This is a genomic window from Streptosporangium becharense, assembly GCF_014204985.1.
Lineage (GTDB): Bacteria > Actinomycetota > Actinomycetes > Streptosporangiales > Streptosporangiaceae > Streptosporangium > Streptosporangium becharense.
The window spans coordinates 6,072,027-6,090,048 of record NZ_JACHMP010000001.1 but is presented as its reverse complement, the minus strand read 5'-3'; the positions used below and the strand labels follow the sequence as shown (position 1 = coordinate 6,090,048).

Sequence of the window (18,022 nt, the reverse complement as noted above, 5' to 3'; positions counted from 1 at the left end):
AGCCTCTGGTAATCGCCCGGACGGCGCGGGGCGACACCGTAAGGTCTCCCCCATGGGGACGGACACGAAGAGCGACACGGCGCTCACCAAAAGTGGTATCACCTCCGTGCTGCGTTACGATCTGCCCGCCTCCCTGGTGGTCTTCCTGGTGGCGGTGCCCCTCTCGCTGGGGATCGCCGTCGCCTCGGGAGCACCGCTGGCGGCCGGCCTCATCGCCGGCGTGGTGGGCGGTGTCGTGGCGGGCCTGCTGGGCGGCTCGGTCGTCCAGGTCAGCGGGCCCGCCGCCGGGCTCTCACTGGTGGTGGCCGATATCGTCATGCGATACGGCTGGCAGGCCACCTGCATGATCACTTTGCTGGCGGGCGGCTTGCAGTTGCTGCTGGGCCTGTGCCGGGTCGCCCGCTCCGCGCTGGCGGTCTCCCCCGCCGTGGTCCACGGCATGCTCGCCGGGGTTGGCGTGACCATCGCCCTCGCCCAGCTGCACGTGGTGCTCGGCGGCAGCCCGCAGCCTTCGGCGATCGAGAACGTGCTGGAGCTGCCGCACCAGATCATCCACAACCACACCCACGCGGTCTTCGTCGGGCTGCTCACCATCGCGGTCCTGGTCGGCTGGACCCGCCTGCCGCAGCGGCTGCGCGTCATCCCGGCGCCGCTGGCCGCCCTGTTCGCGGCCTCGGTGGTCGCCGGGGCACTGGGCTGGAAAGTGACCCGGGTCGACCTGTCCGACAGCCTCGGCGAGTGGACCCGCCCGGTCTGGCCGCAGGGCGACTGGCACGGGATCATCGGTGCGGTCCTGATCGTGGCACTGCTCGCCGGGGTGGAGTCGCTGCTGTGCGCGGTGGCCGTCGACCGGCTGCACGACGGCAGGCGCGCGGACCTGGACCGGGAACTCACCGGCCAGGGAGCGGCCAACCTGGTCAGCGGCCTGCTGGGCGGTCTGCCCGTGGCGGGTGTGATCGTCCGCAGCAGCACCAACGTCGCCGCGGGTGCCCGCAGCCGGTGGTCGACCGTCATGCACGGAGGGTGGATCCTGCTGTTCGCGGTCTGCCTGGGCTGGACGATCACCCTGATCCCGATGGAGGCCCTCGCCGCGCTGCTCGTCTTCATCGGCGTCCAGATGGTCAATCTGGGGCACCTGCGCAACCTGCGCGGTCACAGCGAGGTCCCGGTCTACGTGGTCACCATGGCGGGGGTGGTCCTGCTCGGCCTGGCCGAGGGGGTGCTGGTCGGCCTCGGCCTGGCCGCGCTGCTGGCGCTGCGCCGCCTCACCGGGGTGACCGTGCGGGTCGAGCCCGAGCCCGACGGGCGCCTGCACGTGATGATCGGCGGTTCGCTGACCTTCCTGGGGGTGCCGAAGCTCACCGCGGAGCTGCGCGCCATCCCACCGGGGGCCGCGGTCGACCTCGACCTGAACATCGACTTCATGGACAACGCGGCCTTCGAGGCCATCCATGACTGGCGGTGCGGCCACGAGCGCGGCGGCGGCACCGTTGACATCGACGAGATCCACGACGAGTGGTACACCATGGCCGCCAGCGGCGCCCGGATGTTCCCGGCCAAGACCCCGCCCCGGCCGGCGGGCCGATCCTGGCTCCCCTGGTCGCACCGACGGCGCGGCCGGAGCGGCGACCCGCGTGCGATGGTCCCGGCGCAGCCGACGCCGCACGACAGCGTGCCGGCCCTGCTGGCCGGCGCCCAGGAGTTCCACCGGCGCACCGCGCCGCTGGTCCGCCCGTTGCTGCACGGAATGGCCCGCAAGCAGGAACCCTCGCACCTGTTCATCACCTGCGCCGACTCGCGCGTCGTACCCAGCATGATCACTGCCAGCGGTCCGGGTGACTTGTTCACCGTCCGCAACATCGGCAACCTGGTGCCCCGGCAGGGTTCGGTCCCGGCGGACGACTCGGTGTCCGCCGCCATCGAGTACGCGACCGACGTGCTCAACGTACGGACCATCACGGTCTGCGGGCATTCGGGGTGCGGGGCCATGGCGGCGCTGCTCAGCGGGGGTGAGCGGACGGCGGGCCTGCCCGGACTCGGCCGCTGGCTGCGGCACGGCAACCACAGCCTGGCGCGGTTCATCACCGGCGACAGCGACGGCACCGACGGCGGCCCACTGGACCGGCTCTGCCGGGTCAACGTGGTCCAGCAGTTGGAGAACCTGCGGACCTACCCGCAGGTCGACCGGCTCTGCCGGGAGGGGCGGCTGGAGCTGGTGGCCCTCTACTTCGACATCGGCGCCGCCCGGGTGCACGTGCTGGAGCAGCCGTCGGTCGTCGCCGATCCGCTCTGAGCAGACGCCTTGCGCCAAGGGTGAAAGCCCATGGTCGTTTCTCCTACCGCGCCGAAGAATGAGGCGCTATGAGAATCCTGATCATAGGCGGCTCGGTCTTCCTGGGCCGGGCCATCACCGAGGAGGCGCTGCGGCGCGGGCACCGGGTGACCACGTTCAACCGGGGCGTCAGCGGGGTGGACCTGCCGGGCGTCGAGGCCGTCAGGGGTGACCGAGAGGTGCCCGCAGACCTCGACCGGCTGGTGGAGGGCCGGGAGTGGGACGCGGTCGTCGACGTCCACGGGCGGGTCCCGCGGATCGTCGGCGAGTCGGTGCGCAGGCTCAACGGCCGGGCCGGCACCTACGCGTTCGTCTCCAGCATCTCGGCGATCTCCGACTTCCCCACGCGGGAGTGCGACGAGAGCTCGCCCCGGTACGAATGCGCGCCGGACGCGGGCCGGGAGGACGGCGACTACGGCACGCTCAAGGCGGGCTGCGAACGGGCGGTGGAGGAGGGCTTCGACGGCAACGCCCTCATCGTCGCGCCGGGCCTGATCCTCGGCCCGCACGAGGACGTCGGCCGGCTGCCCTGGTGGCTCGACCGGATCTCCCGGGGCGGGCGGGTGCTCGCCCCGGGAGACCCGGACCGGGCGATGCAGGTCATCGACGTGCGCGACCTCGCCGCGTTCATCCTCACCCGGACCGAGGCCGGGGTGAACGACCGCTTCCTGGCGAGCGGAGTGCGGGGCAACATCACCTACGGTGGCTGGCTGGACGAGTGCCGTGCGGCGTCGGGCTCGGACGCCGAGTTCGTCTGGGCCGACGACGCCTTCCTGCTGGAGCGGAAGGTGGAGCCGTGGACCGAGTTCCCGCTGTGGGCCCCGGACGTCCCCGACTTCGCCGCGGTGTGGCTGCCGTCGTCGGCGAAGGCGCACGCGGCCGGGCTGACGTGCCGGCCGGTCGCCGAGACCGTCCGCGACACCTGGGCGTGGCTGCGTGACGTCCCCGCCGGGGAGCGTGTGTTCCGCGGGCACGGCATCGCCCCGGAGAAGGAGGCCGCGATTCTGGACGAGCTCGGCCGCCGCTGAAGGTATTTCTCCACATACATTCCGCCGCACCGCCCCTAGATTCGTCCCTGTCCGGCTCGTCCCCCGAACGCCGGACACGGTCCACGCTCCCGGGGCCGGGGCGGAGGGCGGCCGTCGCCGCCCTCCGCCGCCTGGGCACGGCCTCCGTCGCCCGGCGGCGTCCTTCCCCGGCCGTCGCCGTCCTCCCCCAGCCGTCGCCGCCCTCCCCTGCCCGGTGCGTCCTTCCGTCGGCCGGCGGCGTACCGAAACCGTCTCCCGCACCGATCTACTCCATGGGCGCTCCACAGTGACGAGGGCATACAGCTCTGGGCAGCAGGTAGACATCCGGTACGGAGGTCGGGATGGCCGAGTGGCACGCTTTACGGGAAGAGCTGGTGGCGAGGGTTCGCACCCGCGGGGTCAGCGAGGCCGTGACCGGCGCACTGCGGGCGGTCCCACGCCATGTGTTCCTGCCGGGACTACCCGCGGAAAGCGTCTACCGGGACGACGCGATCGTCACCAAACGCGATGCGGACGGCCTGCCGATCAGTTCCTCCTCGCAGCCGGCGATCATGGCCCTGATGCTGGACCAGCTCGATGTGGCACCCGGGCACCGGGTGCTGGAGATCGGGGCGGGCACGGGCTACAACGCCGGGCTGCTGGCCCACCTGGTGGGACCGCGCGGCCGGGTCGTGAGCATCGACATCGACCCCGACCTGGTGGAACGGGCTCGGGAGCACCTGGTGGCCGCGGGACATCCCGAGGTGACCGTGGTGTGCGGCGACGGCGCGGCGGGGTTCCCCGCCGCGGCACCCTACGACCGGATCATCGCCACCGTCGGCGTGTGGGACCTGGCCCCGGCCTGGCTGGAGCAGCTCGCCCCCGGCGGCCGGATCGTCGCGCCGCTGGACCTGCGCGGGGTGCAGCGCTCGGTGGCGATGGAGCGGTCCGGCGGGCACTGGACGAGCCGCTCGGTGCTGCCCTGCGGGTTCATGCGGATGCGCGGCCCCTTCGCCGGTCCGGAGGTGACCCGGATGCTCGACCGCGACTCCGACCTGACGATCTCCCTGCCGGAGGCGGGCGAGGTCGGCGACCTGCTGCGGGCGCTCGACGGGCCCGCGGTCGAGCTGTCCACCGAGGTGGGTGTCAGCCACGCGCAGCTCAGCGACGGGCTCGGCCTGTGGCTGGCGGTGCGCGAACCCCGCTGGTGCACGGTGTGGGAGACGCGGCCCGGGTGGCTGGCCTCTCCCCCGCTCGACCGGACGGGCTTCCGGATGGCCGTCGGCATCGCCGAAGGCGACAGCCTGTGCCTGCTGGAGCCGTCCCCGGACGGCACTCTGATCGCCCGGGGTCACGGGCCGGACAGGGTACGGCTCGCGGGTGAGATGGTCGACCACGTCCAGGCATGGGACATGGCGGACCGTCCCATGACCGCGGGGCTCCGCATCGACGCCCATCTCGGGGCCGTCCCCGATGACGGGCTGCTCGTCATCCGCAAGCGGCACACCACACTCGTCCTGTCATGGCGGGACGGCACCTGACCTTCCGCCCTGCACCGCGGGCCCGGCGTCATGGGCCCGGCGTCATGGGCCCGGCGTCATGGACCCGGCGTCCTGGACCCGCCACCCGTGTCGGGTCGCGCTTTGTCACTCGCGCCGGGCCCGTGCTCCGTCACTTGCGCCGGGCCCGCGCGGTGAGGTCCAGTGCCCGACGGTAGAACTCCAGGTACCTCTCGGCCATCACCGCCGGGGAGAACCTCCGCGCGGCGCTCCGGCGGCACTCGTCCGGGTCGATCTCCTCAACACGTTTAAGGCAACCGCGCAGTTCCTCCTCAGTGTCGGCGAGCAGGCCCGTGCGCCCGTGCTCGACCAGCTCCGGCAGGCAGCCACGTCGCAGGCCGACCACGGGCGTCCCGCAGGCCAGTGCCTCGACGACGGCGGTGCCGCCGGGCTCGTCCCACTGCACCGGGAACAGGGCGGCCCGTGCCCCACGGAGCAACCGGTCGCGTTCCGCACCGTCCACCGCACCGACCCAGCGGACGAACTCGCCGTCGACGTACGGTGCCAGCAGCTCGCGGTGGTACGCCACGTCAGGGCCGGTGTGTGCGGGATGGTCCGGATCGGCGAGCGCTTCGGCGAGCTCCCCCGGCCCGCGCAACCCACCGACCGGACCGGCCAGCACGAGCGGCAGCCCCAGCTCCCGGCAGAGTCGCGCTCCCAGGTGCTGGCCCTTGAGTGGGCTGATCCGTCCCAGCATCACCACCGGGCCGTCGTGGTCCCGCGCGGCGCCGGTCCGTACCGCGCCGTCCGTGCCCGCCGGGGAACCACCGGGGGAACCGAGGGGGAGATCGCCGGTGGGATCGCCCACCGGAGAACCACCGAGGAGATCGTCCGCCCGGGAACCGCCGGGGAGGCCGTCCGGAGAGCCGGTGCGCGGGACGGCGGGGGGACCGGCCAGCGGGGTCGCCAGGTACGCCCACCCGAGGCTGTGCCTGCGCAGGTTGTGCGGCGCCCGCGCGAGCTGCGACCGGGACACGCCGTTGACCCAGACCCTGCCGCCGCCGTCGAAACCGCCGTACAACTCGGGATGTTTGCGCAGGTCCCAGTGGAGGGTGTGCAGCACCGGCGGGCCGGACGGCCCCATGGCCCCCAGCACTCCGAGGCCGACCGCCTCCACGTGGTCGTGCACCAGGTCGATGTCCTCCCGGCGGTGCAGCTCGGTGACCACCCGGTGCAGGTGCGCGTGCGCCACCCCCATGACCTGGTTGTACGGGCGCTGCAGATGCGCGAACTGCTCCTCGTCGAACACGTGCACCCGGCCGTCGGCCCGCAGGGTGCTCGTGCCCACCGTGGCCAGGACGACGCGGACCCCGCACGCCCTCAGCTCGGGCACGAGCGTGGCCACGACCGCCTCGATGCCGCCGTACCCGTGCGGCGGTACCGGCAGCCAGGGGCCCGCGTTCATCAGCACGGTGATGTCCACTACTGCTCCCCGTACGAGGCGAACGGACGGGCCGCGACGTACTCGGGAACGGTGATCAAGGGTGGTCGTTCCCGGACGCCCACGTCGCTCACCCGCAGTGTCCGCTCCTCCCCGGCGTGGCAGAACTGCACCATCCTGCTCCCCGGCCGGTCGGCCGCCACGAGCCGGCCCTCCCGCTCCAGCCGGGACCAGGCGGTGAGCATGATGTGGCCGGCCATCCGGCCGAGTTCCTCGACCGTCTGGTGGGAGTGCACCCGCACACCGAGGTCGACCTGCGCGAGGGCGGGCAGCCCCGCTATGTCCAGCAGGTCGACGAGCATGCCCAGCTCGACGCCGTATCCGGTGACGAACGGGATTCTCTCCAGCACCGCGCGCCGGCCCGCGTACTCCCCGGCCAGCGGCTGGATGAACCCGGCCAGCGCGGGCCAGTGCAGGTTGATCAGCGGGCGGGCGACCAGTTCGGTCACCCTCCCACCCCCGTGCGGCTGGGTGACCGCGCCGTCGGCGAACGGCCGGTCGTAGCTGCCCTTGACGTAGACCACCGAGGGGTCGGACAGCAGCGGCCCCACCAGCCCGGTGACGAAGTGCGTGCCGAAGTTGCGCAGGTCGGCGTCCACGAAGACGACGATGTCGCCGGTCGTGACGGCCAGCGCCTTCCACAGCGCGTCGCCCTTGCCCGGCAGAGCGCCGTACCGGGGCAGTACGAGGTTCTGGTGGATGACCCGTGCCCCGGCGTCGGCGGCCACCCGGGCGGTCGCGTCGGCCGAGCAGGAGTCGACCACCACGAGCTCGTCGACCAGGGGCAGGCGTTCTCGCAGGTCCCGGCGGATGAGCCCGACGATCTGCCCGACGGTCGCCTCCTCGTCGCGCGCCGGCAGCACGACGCTGATCGTGTGGTCCCCCTTGGCGGCCAGCAGGGCCTCGGGCGCCCAGTCCTCCGCCCGGCCGGTGCGCCTCTCCAGCCAGTGACCGACCTCAGCGGACATCGCCCACCACGGGCGGGAACGCATGTGCCGTCATCGGTTGCGGCTCCCATCTTCCGGACACCTCTGTTAGGGGTGTTTTCCCTGGTCAGAACCTCTCAATCTGGTACATATGGGTTTCGGTCCGGAGCTCGGTGGCATTTCTGCCCTGTGACCTGTCACATCGGTTTCGTAGGCGCGGGGAACGTCGCCGCGCGTCACGCGCGTGTGCTGTCCGGTTTCCCGGACGTCCGCATCACCGGGGTGGCCGACACCGACGCCGCCCGCGCCGCCCGGCTGGCCCGCGAGTGCGGGGCGACCCCCTACGACAGTCACACCGCCCTGTTACGGGGCGAACGGCTCGACGCCGTCTACGTCTGCGTACCGCCCTTCGCGCACGGCTCGATCGAGCTCGACGTCCTCGCCGCCGGCCTGTCGCTCTTCGTGGAGAAACCGCTCGCGCTGGACGAGGAGACCGCCCTGCGGGTGGCCGCCGCGGCCCGGGACCGGCGGGCGGTGACCGCGGTCGGGCACCACTGGCGCTACATGGACGTCGTCGGGGAGGCCCGCCGCCGCCTCGACGGCCGGCCGGTACGGCTGGCGCTGGGCGTGTGGCTGGACAAGGTGCCGCCGGTGCCGTGGTGGACCCGCCGCGACGCCTCCGGCGGACAGGTGATCGAACAGGCGGTGCACGTGCTCGACCTGGCCCGGCTACTCGTCGGAGAGGTCGCCGAGGTGAGCGCGCACGAGTCGGGATACCCGCCGGACCAGGCCGAGGGGGCGGTCGGGGCGGCCACCGGCGCGCTCCTGCGCTTCCGCGACGGCGCCGCCGGGATCATCGGCGCCACCTGCCTGCTGGGCTGGAAGCACCGGGCCGGGCTGGAGGTCTACGCCGAGGGCATCGCGCTGCGGATATCGGAGGACCGGCTGGTGATCGACAGCGGCCGGGGGCACGAGGTCGTCACCGAGCCGGGAGACGCCAAACGCCGCGTCGACCGGGCGTTCGTCGACGCCGTGCTGCGCCGCGGCGAGGACGTGCGGGCACCCTACGAGGACGCGCTGCGCACACACCGGCTGGCGTGCGCGGTGGCCAGGGCGGCCGTCTCGGGCACCCCGGTGACGCTGGACGGCGGGTGACGGACGGCCCCACCCGTGGACGAGGCCGGGGCGAAGCCGACAGACGGCTCGTAGCGGGCGGCGGAAGGCGGACGGCCCCACCCGTGGACGGGGCCAGGGTGAAGCCGACAGACGGCTCATAGCGGGCGGCGGAAGGCGGACGGCTCGTAGCGAGCGGCTCGTAGCGGGCGGCTCGTAGCGGGCGGCGGAAGGCGGACGGTAGGGGGCGGATGGCGGTGATGAGCGGTGGGTGAGCGGACCGTGCGGGTGCTCCAGGTGGCCGGCGTAGGCGAGGTCGTGATCGCCGAGGAGCCCGAGCCGCCGGTCGAGGACGGCGGGTTCCGCGTCGAGACGCTCTACAGCGGGTTCTCGGCCGGCACCGAGCTGTCGTACGTCAAGGGGACCAACCCCTACCTGTCCGCGGGCTGGGACCCGGTGCTGGGGCTGTTCCGCGCCGACCGGCCCGCCGTCGCGTACCCGGTGCGGCGGCTGGGGTACATGGAGGTCGCCCGGGTCGTCGAGAGCCGGACCCCCGCGCTCAGCCCCGGCCGGGTGGTGGCGATGGCGTACGGGCACCGGACCGGGCACACCGCGAACCCCGTCGCCGACCGGTTCGTCCCGTTACCTGATGATCTGGACCCGCTGCTCGGCGTCTACGCCGCCCACATGGGCCCCATCTGCGCCAACGGCCTGCTGCACGCCGCCGCCGACGTCTGCGGCCCGGATGTCCGCGCTCTCGGCGACGGGGTGCGCGGCCGGCGCGTCGCGGTCACCGGGGCGGGCGTCGTCGGGCTGCTGACCGCCCTGTTCGCCCGCCACCACGGCGCCGCAGAGGTCGCCGTGGTGGATCGGACCCGTGACCGACTGGACCGCGCCGAACGGCTCGGATTCACCGCGGTCCCGATGGACGGCGCGGATCCGGCGGTGGCGGTGAAGGCCCGCTGGCGGCACTCGCCCGGCGACCGGGGAGCGGACGTGGTCTTCCAGTGCCGCGGCCGGCCGGAGAGCCTGCACGTCGCGCTGCGACTGCTCCGGCCGAGGGGCACCGTCGTCGACCTGGCCTTCTACCAGGGAGGCGCGGACCGGGTTCGGCTCGGCGAGGAGTTCCACCACAACGCGCTCTCCATCAGGTGCTCGCAGATCGGCCGCGTACCGCGCGGCCTGGACCACCTGTGGAGCCGCGACCGGCTCTCCGCCGAGACGCTCGACCTGCTGCGCGCGTACGGCGACGGCATCCGCCGGCAGTTCGTCACCGACGTGGTGCCCTTCGACGACGCCCCGGACTTCGTCCGGGCCCTGGCCTCCGGGCGGCACCACACCGTCCAGGCCGTGTTCGACACGACCTCCGGGTGAGCCGGTCGCCTGCGGGTGGGCCCGTCACCTCCAGGCGGGCCCGGGCCGGTCATCTCCGGGTGAGCCGATCACCTCCGGGCAGGCCGGGGCCGACATCGAAGGCTTCGCGCCATGGCCTACGACAGAGCGGCTTCATCCGTTACGGCTGCCACAATATTCAGTAACTCCACGTGTTTTATGTGTGACAATGAGTGGCGTGCCATCTCCCCAACACGATTCGCTCATCCAGCTCTTCCGCGACCGCCCCCAGTTGGCGGTGGAGATCCTGCGGGATCTCCTGGGGCAGGAGCTGCCGGCCACACCACTGGTCCGGCTGGAGAGCTCCACGTTCAACACCCGACCCTCCGACGACATCGAGGCCGACCTGGTCATCGTCCTGGGGCCGCCGCCCAGCCCGGCGCACGCCGTCGTCGTCGAGATCCAACAGGACAAGTCCAAGAACCCCCGGCAACTCGCTCGCTATGCCGCCGCACTGTGGCTGCTGCTGAAGTGCGATGTCACGGTCCTGGTCGTCTGCCCCGACGCCAGAGCCGCCGAACACTACGCGCGACCGATCGACTCAGGCTTGACCGGCTACCGCCTCCAGGCCCAGGTGCTCGGGCCGGGCGACATCCCCGCCATCACCGACCCCCCAGGAGGCCGCCACCCGGCCCGAGCTGTCGGCCATGGCGGTCATGGTCCACGGCCGCGACCGGAAGGTCGTCCAGGCGTTCGCCACGGCACTCGCCGAACTGCCCGACGAACACGCTCCGAAGTATTATGAATACGCTTACAGCATGTCCGCGCCCGAGGTGCGGCGCCTCCTGGAGGAAATCATGACGTCCACCGCCTGGCCCGTCTACAGCCCCTTCGCTCGTGAGCACTACGGCCGCGGCCTGGAAGAGGGCAAGGCGGAAGGCAAGGTAGAAGGCAAGGCGGAAGAGGCGGCCAGGCTGGTTCTGCTGGTGCTGGCCGCCCGTGGCCTCGAGGTGCCGGACGACGTACGCACCCAGATCGCCGCCTGCACCGACCTCGCCCGCCTGGAGTCCTGGGCGACTCGCGCGGCGACCGCCCAGACCTTGCACGATCTGTTCGACGAAGCGGGCGAACCGGGCCGCTGACGGCTGTCCGCCGTGCGAGCAGGGCGCCGGCGGGCCTTCGAGCAGAGTCCCCGGTATCGAGCATGTCTCCGGCAGAGATGTCATGGAGTTCACGAGACCGAAGGGCCGTGTGTGCCACCGGTGCGATCGACGCACCGGTGGCGCTTTCACGCTCGGATCGAGCGGTGAGAAGTAAGCCGGACGGCGGGAAACACCACATCGGCCGGGACCCGCACGACGGCCGCCGCGTGCTGCACCAGATCTCCGGCGGCTACGCGGTGATCGACCTGGAGAACCCGGCCACCCAGCCGAGGATCCACCGGTTCCCCGACCCGATCCACGCCGTCCGCTGGCACCGGAAGATCGGGACTGACCGCGTCATCGGATGGACCGGCGCGCGCTGCGCGTCGTCGTCGCCCGTATGAACGGCGAACTCCTCGGCCACTTCGCCGGCCACGGCGAGGACGTGTCCGCCTTCTTCGTCTCGCCCGACGAGCGCACCCTCCTGTCGGCCGACCTCACGGGCTTCGTCCGCACATGGCGCCTGGACCAGGGCCGGCGGGACCCAGCAGCACGTCCTGCTTCGACGGCCGATTCCGGTGGGATCCGATCCTCGTCCTCGGCGGCTTCGAGGATGATCTCGGCCGGTGCCCCTAAGACGGGGCTTGAGCCCTCAGCGCTTCGATCTTCCCGGGCACGCACTCCGCCACAGGTCAGGGGCGGTGAAGGCGGACGAGTCGGCCTGTAGGCCGGGTTCTGTCCTTCGCTGACGCGAAGGGGCGACCATCCATCTAGGGCCGGCGTTGCCGTCGGCCTCGAGCGGTCTACCCGCGCGGCTCGGGCGGGCAGCCCTCGAACGCCGCGCGCGGGACGCTCCGGAGAGCGTCCCTTCTTGACCTTGCTCCGGGTGGGGTTTACCGAGCCGCCCACGTCACCGTGGGCGCTGGTGGTCTCTTACACCACCGTTTCACCCTTACCTCCCTTGCGGGAGGCGGTCTGTTCTCTGTGGCACTGTCCCGCGGGTCACCCCGGGTCGGCGTTACCGACCACCCTGCCCTGTGGAGCCCGGACCTTCCTCGGCGGGTCTCGAAGAGACCCGACGCGGCCGCCCGGCCGGCTCGTCCGCCGTCCCACCAGCCTATCGGTTCCCAAGTGGGATCCAACCCGGAGACAAGTGATCTCTGCTCGAATGGGGATCGAAGGGAACGGGGGACACGGGCCGCGGGGGGATCGATGCGAGCACCGGGTGTGGCCCCGCGACCGATGTCGTGCCGCCGGTTCAGCGCAGGTGCGAGGTGTCGTTGAACGCCTTCACCAGCGCCGGACCGTCGGCGTAGTACTCGATCAGGGACAGAGCTGACAGGTCGAGGTGCATGCGGTACAGCGCGTCGAGGGGGGCGAGCAACGCCAGCCGCAGCAGCATCTTGATCGGCGTGACGTGGGAGACGGCCAGCACCCTCCTGCCCTCGTAACGCTCCAGCAACGCGTCCCTGGTCGCCTGGACCCGCCGCGCCGCCTCTCCGAAACTCTCCCCACCTGGCGGCGCGGCGGACGGGTCCGCCAGCCACGCGGCGAGCTCGTCCGGCCAGCGACGCTGGATCTCGGTGAACGTGTGGCCCTCCCAGAGGCCGAAGTCGGTCTCCCTGAGCCCTTCCTCGACGACCACCTCAAGGCCGGTACGGGCCGCGACGGCCTCCGCGGTGGCGCGGGCACGCCTGAGCGGCGAGCTGACGATCACCTGGATGCCGTACGGGTCGCGGGCCAGCCGGGCGGCGGCGGCCTCGGCCTGGGCGACACCGTTGGGGGTCAGCTCGGGGTCGCCGAGCCCGGAGAACCTCCGCCCGACGGAGAGCGGGGTCTCACCGTGCCGGAGGAGGTACAGCGAGGTCGCGACGGTGGTGGGCGGGCGCCAGCCGCTGCCGAGGCCTGCCGCCGGCGACTCCCGTTCCGGTGACTCGGGAGAGAGCGCCGGCGCGGGCTCCCGGACGGCGCCGGCGGTACGGGCCGTGCCCGTGCCGGTGGTGCGAGCCGTACCCGTATCGGCGGTACGAGCCGCACTCGTGCCGGCGGTACGGGCCGTGCCGGGACCGGTGTCGCCCGTGGAGCCGGGGCCGTCCGCGGTCCCGAGGTCGGCGTCGTCGAAGAGGAGAAGGTCCTCGGCGGGCATCCCGCCGCCCGTGCGGGCGGCCGCACTCGGGGAGCTGACCGCACCGGACGTGCCTGCGGAGCCCGCTGCCCCGGACACGCCCGGCGTACCCGCCGAACCGCCCACGGAGCCCGCTCCCGCAGAACCGCCCGCGGCCGGTGAACCGCCCGCGGAGCCCGCTCCCGCAGAACCGGCCACATCCGCGGAGCCCGCCAGGCGCCAGGGCAGGCCCTTGGCCGCCGCGTCCATGGCCTCGTTGGCCAGGCGGTCGGCGTCCTTGTTCAGCTCCCGGGGGATCCACTTCCAGGTGACACGCAGCCGCCGGGCGAGGGCGGCGGCCTGGAGGGCGAGCGGACGCAGGCCCTCGTTCTTGATCTTCCAACGGCCGGCCATCTGCTCGACGACCAGTTTGGAGTCCATCCGGACCTCGACCGTCGCGCCGTCGCCCGCGAGGGCGAGGAGCGCGTCGAGACCGGCGATCAGCCCTCGGTACTCGGCGACGTTGTTGGTCTGGGTGCCGATCGCCTCGGCGGTCTCGACGAGGATCTGACCGTCGGCGGCGTCCCTGACGACGGCGCCGTACCCGGCGGGCCCGGGGTTGCCCCTGGACCCGCCGTCGGCCTCGATGACGTAGGAGGTCACAGGCCCGACTCTGGGGTGCGGACCAGGATCCGGCGGCACTCCTCGCAGCGGACGACCTCGTCGTGCGCGGTGGCCTTGATCCGGTTGATCTCCGCGATGGACAGGCTCGTGCGGCAGCCGAGGCAGCGACCCCCGTGCAGCATGGCGGCGCCGACGCCGAACTGCTCCCGGAGCTTCTCGTAGAGAGCGAGCAGGTCGGCCGGGATGTCGCCGGCGACCGTGCCCCGCTTGGCCTGGACCTCCGCCCGCTCCTTGTCGATCTCGGCGAAGGCGGTGTCCCTGGCGTCCTCGACCGTGCCGCGCTCGGCGGCGAGCTCGTCGCGCTCGGCGGTGAGCCTGGCCACCTGGGCGTCGGCCGCCTCGCGGCGCTCCATGATCTCCAGCACGACCTCCTCCAGGTCGCTCTGGCGGCGGCCGAGGGAGGCGATCTCGGACTGGAGGCTGGCCAGGTCCTTCGGCGAGGACACCTGGCCCGAGTCGAGGCGCTTCTGGTCGCGTTCGGCGCGGACGCGGACCGAGTCGACGTCGCCTTCGGCCTTGGTCTGCTCGCGGGCGAGGTCGCCGGCCTCGGTCTCGGCGGCGATCACCTGGGTGGCGACGCGGGCCAGGCGGGTGGAGAGGTCGTCGATCCGGGCCAGCTCCGGCAGGGTGCGGCGGCGGTGGGCCAGCCGGTCGAGGGCGGAGTCGAGTTCGGCCAGGTCAAGCAGACGCTTCTGGGCTGCCGGGGCTGCTTTCACGTGAAATCCTCGCACTTTGCTGTTGTGTTCCAGGCGTCCGTGACCGTCTCGGATACGCGCGTCTCAACAGTAATCCCCCCGGCGGCCAAGGCGGACGCCAGGAGGCGCGCCGCGTCGGCCAGCCAGGGCCATTCGGTGGCCCAGTGAGCGGCGTCGACCAGCGCCGGGCCGCCGCCCTCCATGAACTCGCTCGCCGGGTGGTGGCGCAGGTCGGCGGTGAGGAAGACGTCCACCCCGGCGGCGCGGGCCGCACCGAGCAGGGAGTCTCCGGATCCTCCGCTGACCGCGACCCGGTGCACCGGCCGGTCGGGGTCGCCGGCGACCCGCAGGCCGCCGGCGGTGGCGGGCAGTCCGCTCGCGGCCCGCCGGGCGAACTCGGCCAGGGGAACCGGGGCCGGCAGCGAACCGATCCGGCCCAGGCCGCGCCGGGGGGCGTCGGCGGCCGGCTGAAGGGGAACGAGCGGCCCGGTCAGCCCGACGGCACGGGCGAGCGCGTCGGAGACGCCGGGGTCGGCGACGTCGGCGTTGGTGTGGGCGGTGAAGAGCGCCACGTCGTTCTTGATGAGCATGTGGACCACCCGGCCCTTGAAGGTGGTGGCCGCGACACTCGTGGTGCCGCGCAGGTAGAGCGGGTGGTGGGTGACGATGAGGTCGGCGCCCCAGTCGAGGGCTTCGTCCACCACGGCGGCCACCGGGTCGACCGCGAACAGGATCTTGCGTATCTCCGCGGAGGGGTCTCCGCAGACGAGCCCGACCGCGTCCCACGACTCCGCCCACCGGGGGTCGTAACGGGATTCGAGCTCTCGGACGATGTCGGCGAGGGTAGGCACGTGCGCAGACTACCGGCCTGTCCGCCGGGGGACGTAGATCACTTGGCGTGAGCCTCCCGGGATGGGCGGGTACGGCAGCCGCTACCGTCGTGCCGGACGAGAGCAGCCCGCACAGAAAGGTTTCACCGTGTCCGCCGACCTTCACCTCGACCTCCACCACCGCGCCGTGGTCGCCGATGCCCACAATGACTTGTTGATGGCGGTGTGTGCCCGGCCGCCGGAGCGGTGGGCGTCGTTCTTCCGGGAGCGGTGGCTGCCCCAGCTGCGCGAGGGCGGGGTGGACATCCAGGTGCTGCCGGTCTTCGTCGAGGACCGCTACCGGCCGGAGGGTGCGCTGCGCCAGACGCTGCGGATGATCGAGTGCGCGCATGTGCTGGCCGAGGGCAACGCCGACGCGGTGCGGTTGTGCCTGGACGGGGCCCAGGTGGACGCGGCGCTGGCCGCCGGGCGGATCGCGCTGGTGCTGGCACTGGAGAGCATGCCGGGGCTGGACGCGTCGGTGGAGTTGCTGCCCACCGTGTACCGGCTGGGGGTGCGGGTGGCCTCGATCGCGCACTGGGGGCGGAGCGCGCTGGCCGACGGCAGCGGGGAGGACGCCACCGGGGGGCGGCTGACCGCGGCCGGGGTGGCGGCGCTGGCGGTGATGGAGCGGCTGGGCATGCTGTTCGACGTCTCGCATCTGGGGGCGGCCGGGGTGGCGCACGTGCTGGAGCTGGCGACCCGGCCGGTGCTGGCCACGCATTCGGCGGCGCGGGCGTTGCGGGATCATCATCGGAATCTGACCGATGCGCAGCTGCGGGGGGTGGCCGCCACCGGTGGGGTGGTGTGCGTCAATTTCTTTCCGGGGTTTCTGGCGGCGGATCCGGCGGCGCGGGGAGTGGATCGGCTGGTGGAGCACATCGCGCATGTGGCGGGGGTGGCCGGGATCGATCATGTGGGGCTGGGGCCGGATTTCGTGCGGGAGGTGCTGCACGATGTGACGCCGCCGTGTTGTGAGGATCTGGGGTACGGGGAGGTGGACGTGTACGCGACGCTGCCCGGGCTGGCCGGGCCGGCCGGGTTGCCGCTGGTGACCGAGGCGCTGGTCGGGCACGGGTTCGCCGACGACGAGATCGTGAAGATCCTGGGCGGCAACGTGCACCGGTTGTTCCGCGCCGAGTTGGGCAGGCCCGCGTGAGCCGGCTGTTCCACGTCAGATCGGGCGAACCCACCTGAACCGGCTGTTCCGCACCGGTTTGCGCCGGTCCGGGCGTGCATGGGCAGGCCTGGGCGGGCCTGGGTGAACCGGTTCTTCAGCACCGGTCCGGGCAGGCCCGGGTGAACCCGCTGCCGAGCCCGGCCGGCGGATCGGTCGCCCGGAGCGGCACTCCACAGCGGATGGTGGGGCGATCTTTGCCACTGCTTGGCCATGGATGGCCAGGAAAGGGCAATTAATCCGCCTGGGATGATCGTTCGTGCCGGGAGAGTGAAGTGTTCAGGCGGAACGCGTGGTCGGTGAGACTCCGGCTGACGCTGATCGCCATGGTGACGGCCGTGGCGTCCGGCTTGGCCCTCACCGTCGTGGCCACGATCTCCCTGTACGGCCTGGCGGGCGGTTACCGGACGGAGGAGGCCGCGAGCGGGGCGCTTGAGGTCGTCCACCTCATCAAGAGCGGCAGGCTGCCCCAGGTGCTCCCCGAGGGCAGGACCAGCGGCATCCAGGTGCTGGACCCTCAGGGGCGGATCGTCTCGTCGACCCGGAACCTGGTCGGTGCCCCACGGGTGGCGGACTTCGTTCCGCCGAGCACCGTCGTCAGACAGGACCGCAGAATCTGCGACGCCCCTCACTTCCCCCGCAGGTGCGTGAAGATCGTGGCCTTCCGGATCTCCGACCCCGGCGGCGACTGGATGATCTACGCCACCGCCACCCCGGTCCCCTGGTACGCGCATTCCGGCCTGTTCGCCGTCATCGTCGGCTCCTCCCTGCTGGGGGTGGCGATGTCGGGGATCGGCGCCTACCGGACGGTGACCGGGTCGCTGGAACCGGTGCGGGCGATCCGGAGGGAACTGGAGGAGATCACCGCGACCGACCTGGGTCGCCGGGTGCCGGTTCCGCCCGCGCGGGACGAGATCAGGCAACTGGCCGAGACCATCAACCAGACGTTGGACCGGCTGGAGGCCGCGGCGGAGCAGCAGCGCAGGTTCGCCTCCGACGCGTCGCACGACCTGCGCAGCCCGCTGACCGCGATGCGTGCCCAGGTGGAGGAGGCGCTGCACTATCCCGAGGACGTCGACTGGAAGTCGAAGGCCCACGAGATGCTCGCCAGCCTGGACCGGCTCCAGGCGATCGTCTCGGACCTGCTGGTGCTCGCCCGGCTCGACTCCGGGATTCCCGCCGCCAGGGAACGCATCGACCTCGGCACACTGGTCGGTGACGAGCTGGACCGCCGCAGACGTCGCGTCGAGGTGGTTCGGGACCTCGAATCCGGAGTGATGGTGACCGGCGACCGGCTCCGGCTGGCGCGGTTACTGACCAACCTGCTGGACAACGCCGAGCGGCACGCCATCTCGCGGGTCGGGGTGCGCGTGGCCGGGGAGGACGGCACGGCGGTGCTGGAGGTGCTGGACGACGGCGCCGGCATCCCGCCGGAGTACCGGGAGCTGGTCTTCCGGAGGTTCACCCGGCTGGACGCCGCGCGCAACCGGGACGCCGGCGGCACCGGGCTGGGACTGCCGATCGCCAGGGAGGTCGCCGAATCCCACGGCGGCACCCTGAAGGTCGAGGACAGTACCCGCGGTGCGCGCTTCGTATTGCGCATACCCCGCGCCGACTAACGTGATATTTACCCGCTAATGT

General features: G+C 72.4%; 15 protein-coding genes and 1 other RNA gene. 10 read left to right on the top strand and 6 right to left on the bottom strand.

The features are described 5' to 3' along the window. The first annotated feature begins 52 nt into the window (after positions 1-52). The 3 genes from F4562_RS26750 (at position 53) to fxlM (ending at position 4,880) form a co-directional block, all read left to right on the top strand. A complete protein-coding gene (locus F4562_RS26750; protein WP_184541752.1) occupies positions 53-2,293 on the top strand; it encodes a SulP family inorganic anion transporter in 2,241 nt (746 codons plus the stop codon). A 68-nt stretch (positions 2,294-2,361) separates the two neighbouring features. Next, complete coding sequence (locus tag F4562_RS26745) at positions 2,362-3,360, top strand: NAD-dependent epimerase/dehydratase family protein (protein WP_184541754.1); 999 nt, start codon at positions 2,362-2,364, stop codon at positions 3,358-3,360. 341 nt (positions 3,361-3,701) lie between these two features. After that, positions 3,702-4,880 carry a methyltransferase, FxLD system gene (gene fxlM, locus F4562_RS26740; protein ID WP_184541756.1) on the top strand — a complete coding sequence of 393 codons (1,179 nt, stop codon included), beginning with the start codon at positions 3,702-3,704 and terminating at the stop codon, positions 4,878-4,880. 130 nt (positions 4,881-5,010) lie between these two features. On the opposite strand, the gene F4562_RS35305 is transcribed toward fxlM, so the two are convergent. Continuing rightward, on the bottom strand, positions 5,011-6,321 hold the full coding sequence (locus F4562_RS35305; protein WP_311734009.1) for a glycosyltransferase: 1,311 nt from the start codon (positions 6,319-6,321) through the stop codon (positions 5,011-5,013). Further along, entirely contained in the window at positions 6,321-7,307 is a 987-nt protein-coding gene (locus F4562_RS26725; RefSeq protein ID WP_184541846.1) for a glucosyl-3-phosphoglycerate synthase, read from the bottom strand. The genes F4562_RS35305 and F4562_RS26725 overlap by 1 nt, the downstream gene beginning before the upstream one ends. Positions 7,308-7,454: 147 nt before the next feature. On the opposite strand from F4562_RS26725, the gene F4562_RS26720 reads away from it, so the two are divergent. From F4562_RS26720 to F4562_RS26705, 5 genes are all read left to right on the top strand, one after another. Further along, positions 7,455-8,420, top strand: coding sequence for a Gfo/Idh/MocA family protein (locus tag F4562_RS26720; protein ID WP_221206963.1), 966 nt, complete (start codon positions 7,455-7,457; stop codon positions 8,418-8,420). 225 nt (positions 8,421-8,645) lie between these two features. After that, positions 8,646-9,752, top strand: coding sequence for a zinc-binding dehydrogenase (locus F4562_RS36470; RefSeq protein WP_184541758.1), 1,107 nt, complete (start codon positions 8,646-8,648; stop codon positions 9,750-9,752). A 196-nt stretch (positions 9,753-9,948) separates the two neighbouring features. Beyond that, positions 9,949-10,515 (top strand): hypothetical protein, encoded by a 567-nt coding sequence (locus F4562_RS35295; RefSeq protein ID WP_246473572.1) that lies wholly within the window; start codon positions 9,949-9,951, stop codon positions 10,513-10,515. A 13-nt stretch (positions 10,516-10,528) separates the two neighbouring features. Further along, positions 10,529-10,852: a hypothetical protein gene (locus F4562_RS35290; RefSeq protein WP_246473571.1), complete on the top strand. Its 324-nt coding sequence runs from the start codon at positions 10,529-10,531 to the stop codon at positions 10,850-10,852. A gap of 164 nt (positions 10,853-11,016) precedes the next feature. After that, positions 11,017-11,256, top strand: coding sequence for a hypothetical protein (locus tag F4562_RS26705; protein ID WP_184541761.1), 240 nt, complete (start codon positions 11,017-11,019; stop codon positions 11,254-11,256). Between the two features lie 304 nt (positions 11,257-11,560). On the opposite strand, the gene rnpB is transcribed toward F4562_RS26705, so the two are convergent. From rnpB to F4562_RS26685, 4 genes are all read right to left on the bottom strand, one after another. Continuing rightward, positions 11,561-11,952: RNase P RNA component class A (gene rnpB / locus F4562_RS26700), an RNA gene on the bottom strand. A 158-nt stretch (positions 11,953-12,110) separates the two neighbouring features. Beyond that, entirely contained in the window at positions 12,111-13,619 is a 1,509-nt protein-coding gene (locus tag F4562_RS36465; RefSeq protein WP_184541763.1) for a histidine phosphatase family protein, read from the bottom strand. After that, positions 13,616-14,356, bottom strand: coding sequence for a zinc ribbon domain-containing protein (locus F4562_RS26690; RefSeq protein WP_184541764.1), 741 nt, complete (start codon positions 14,354-14,356; stop codon positions 13,616-13,618). The genes F4562_RS36465 and F4562_RS26690 overlap by 4 nt, the downstream gene beginning before the upstream one ends. Further along, complete coding sequence (locus tag F4562_RS26685; protein WP_184541766.1) at positions 14,353-15,186, bottom strand: Nif3-like dinuclear metal center hexameric protein; 834 nt, start codon at positions 15,184-15,186, stop codon at positions 14,353-14,355. The genes F4562_RS26690 and F4562_RS26685 overlap by 4 nt, the downstream gene beginning before the upstream one ends. Positions 15,187-15,313: 127 nt before the next feature. On the opposite strand from F4562_RS26685, the gene F4562_RS26680 reads away from it, so the two are divergent. Then, positions 15,314-16,363: a dipeptidase gene (locus F4562_RS26680; protein WP_312872174.1), complete on the top strand. Its 1,050-nt coding sequence runs from the start codon at positions 15,314-15,316 to the stop codon at positions 16,361-16,363. Positions 16,364-16,656: 293 nt separating this feature from the next. After that, a complete protein-coding gene (locus F4562_RS26675) occupies positions 16,657-18,000 on the top strand; it encodes a sensor histidine kinase (RefSeq protein WP_312872173.1) in 1,344 nt (447 codons plus the stop codon). Positions 18,001-18,022 lie beyond the last annotated feature (22 nt).

Excerpts from the sequence above, each read along its gene's own strand:
- F4562_RS26750 (WP_184541752.1), top strand. The coding sequence starts at position 53 with ATGGGGACGGACACGAAGAGCGACACGGCGCTCACCAAAAGTGGTATC.
- F4562_RS26745 (WP_184541754.1), top strand. The coding sequence starts at position 2,362 with ATGAGAATCCTGATCATAGGCGGCTCGGTCTTCCTGGGCCGGGCCATC.
- fxlM (WP_184541756.1), top strand. The coding sequence starts at position 3,702 with ATGGCCGAGTGGCACGCTTTACGGGAAGAGCTGGTGGCGAGGGTTCGC.
- F4562_RS26725 (WP_184541846.1), bottom strand. The coding sequence starts at position 7,307 with ATGTCCGCTGAGGTCGGTCACTGGCTGGAGAGGCGCACCGGCCGGGCG.
- F4562_RS35290 (WP_246473571.1), top strand. The coding sequence starts at position 10,529 with ATGTCCGCGCCCGAGGTGCGGCGCCTCCTGGAGGAAATCATGACGTCC.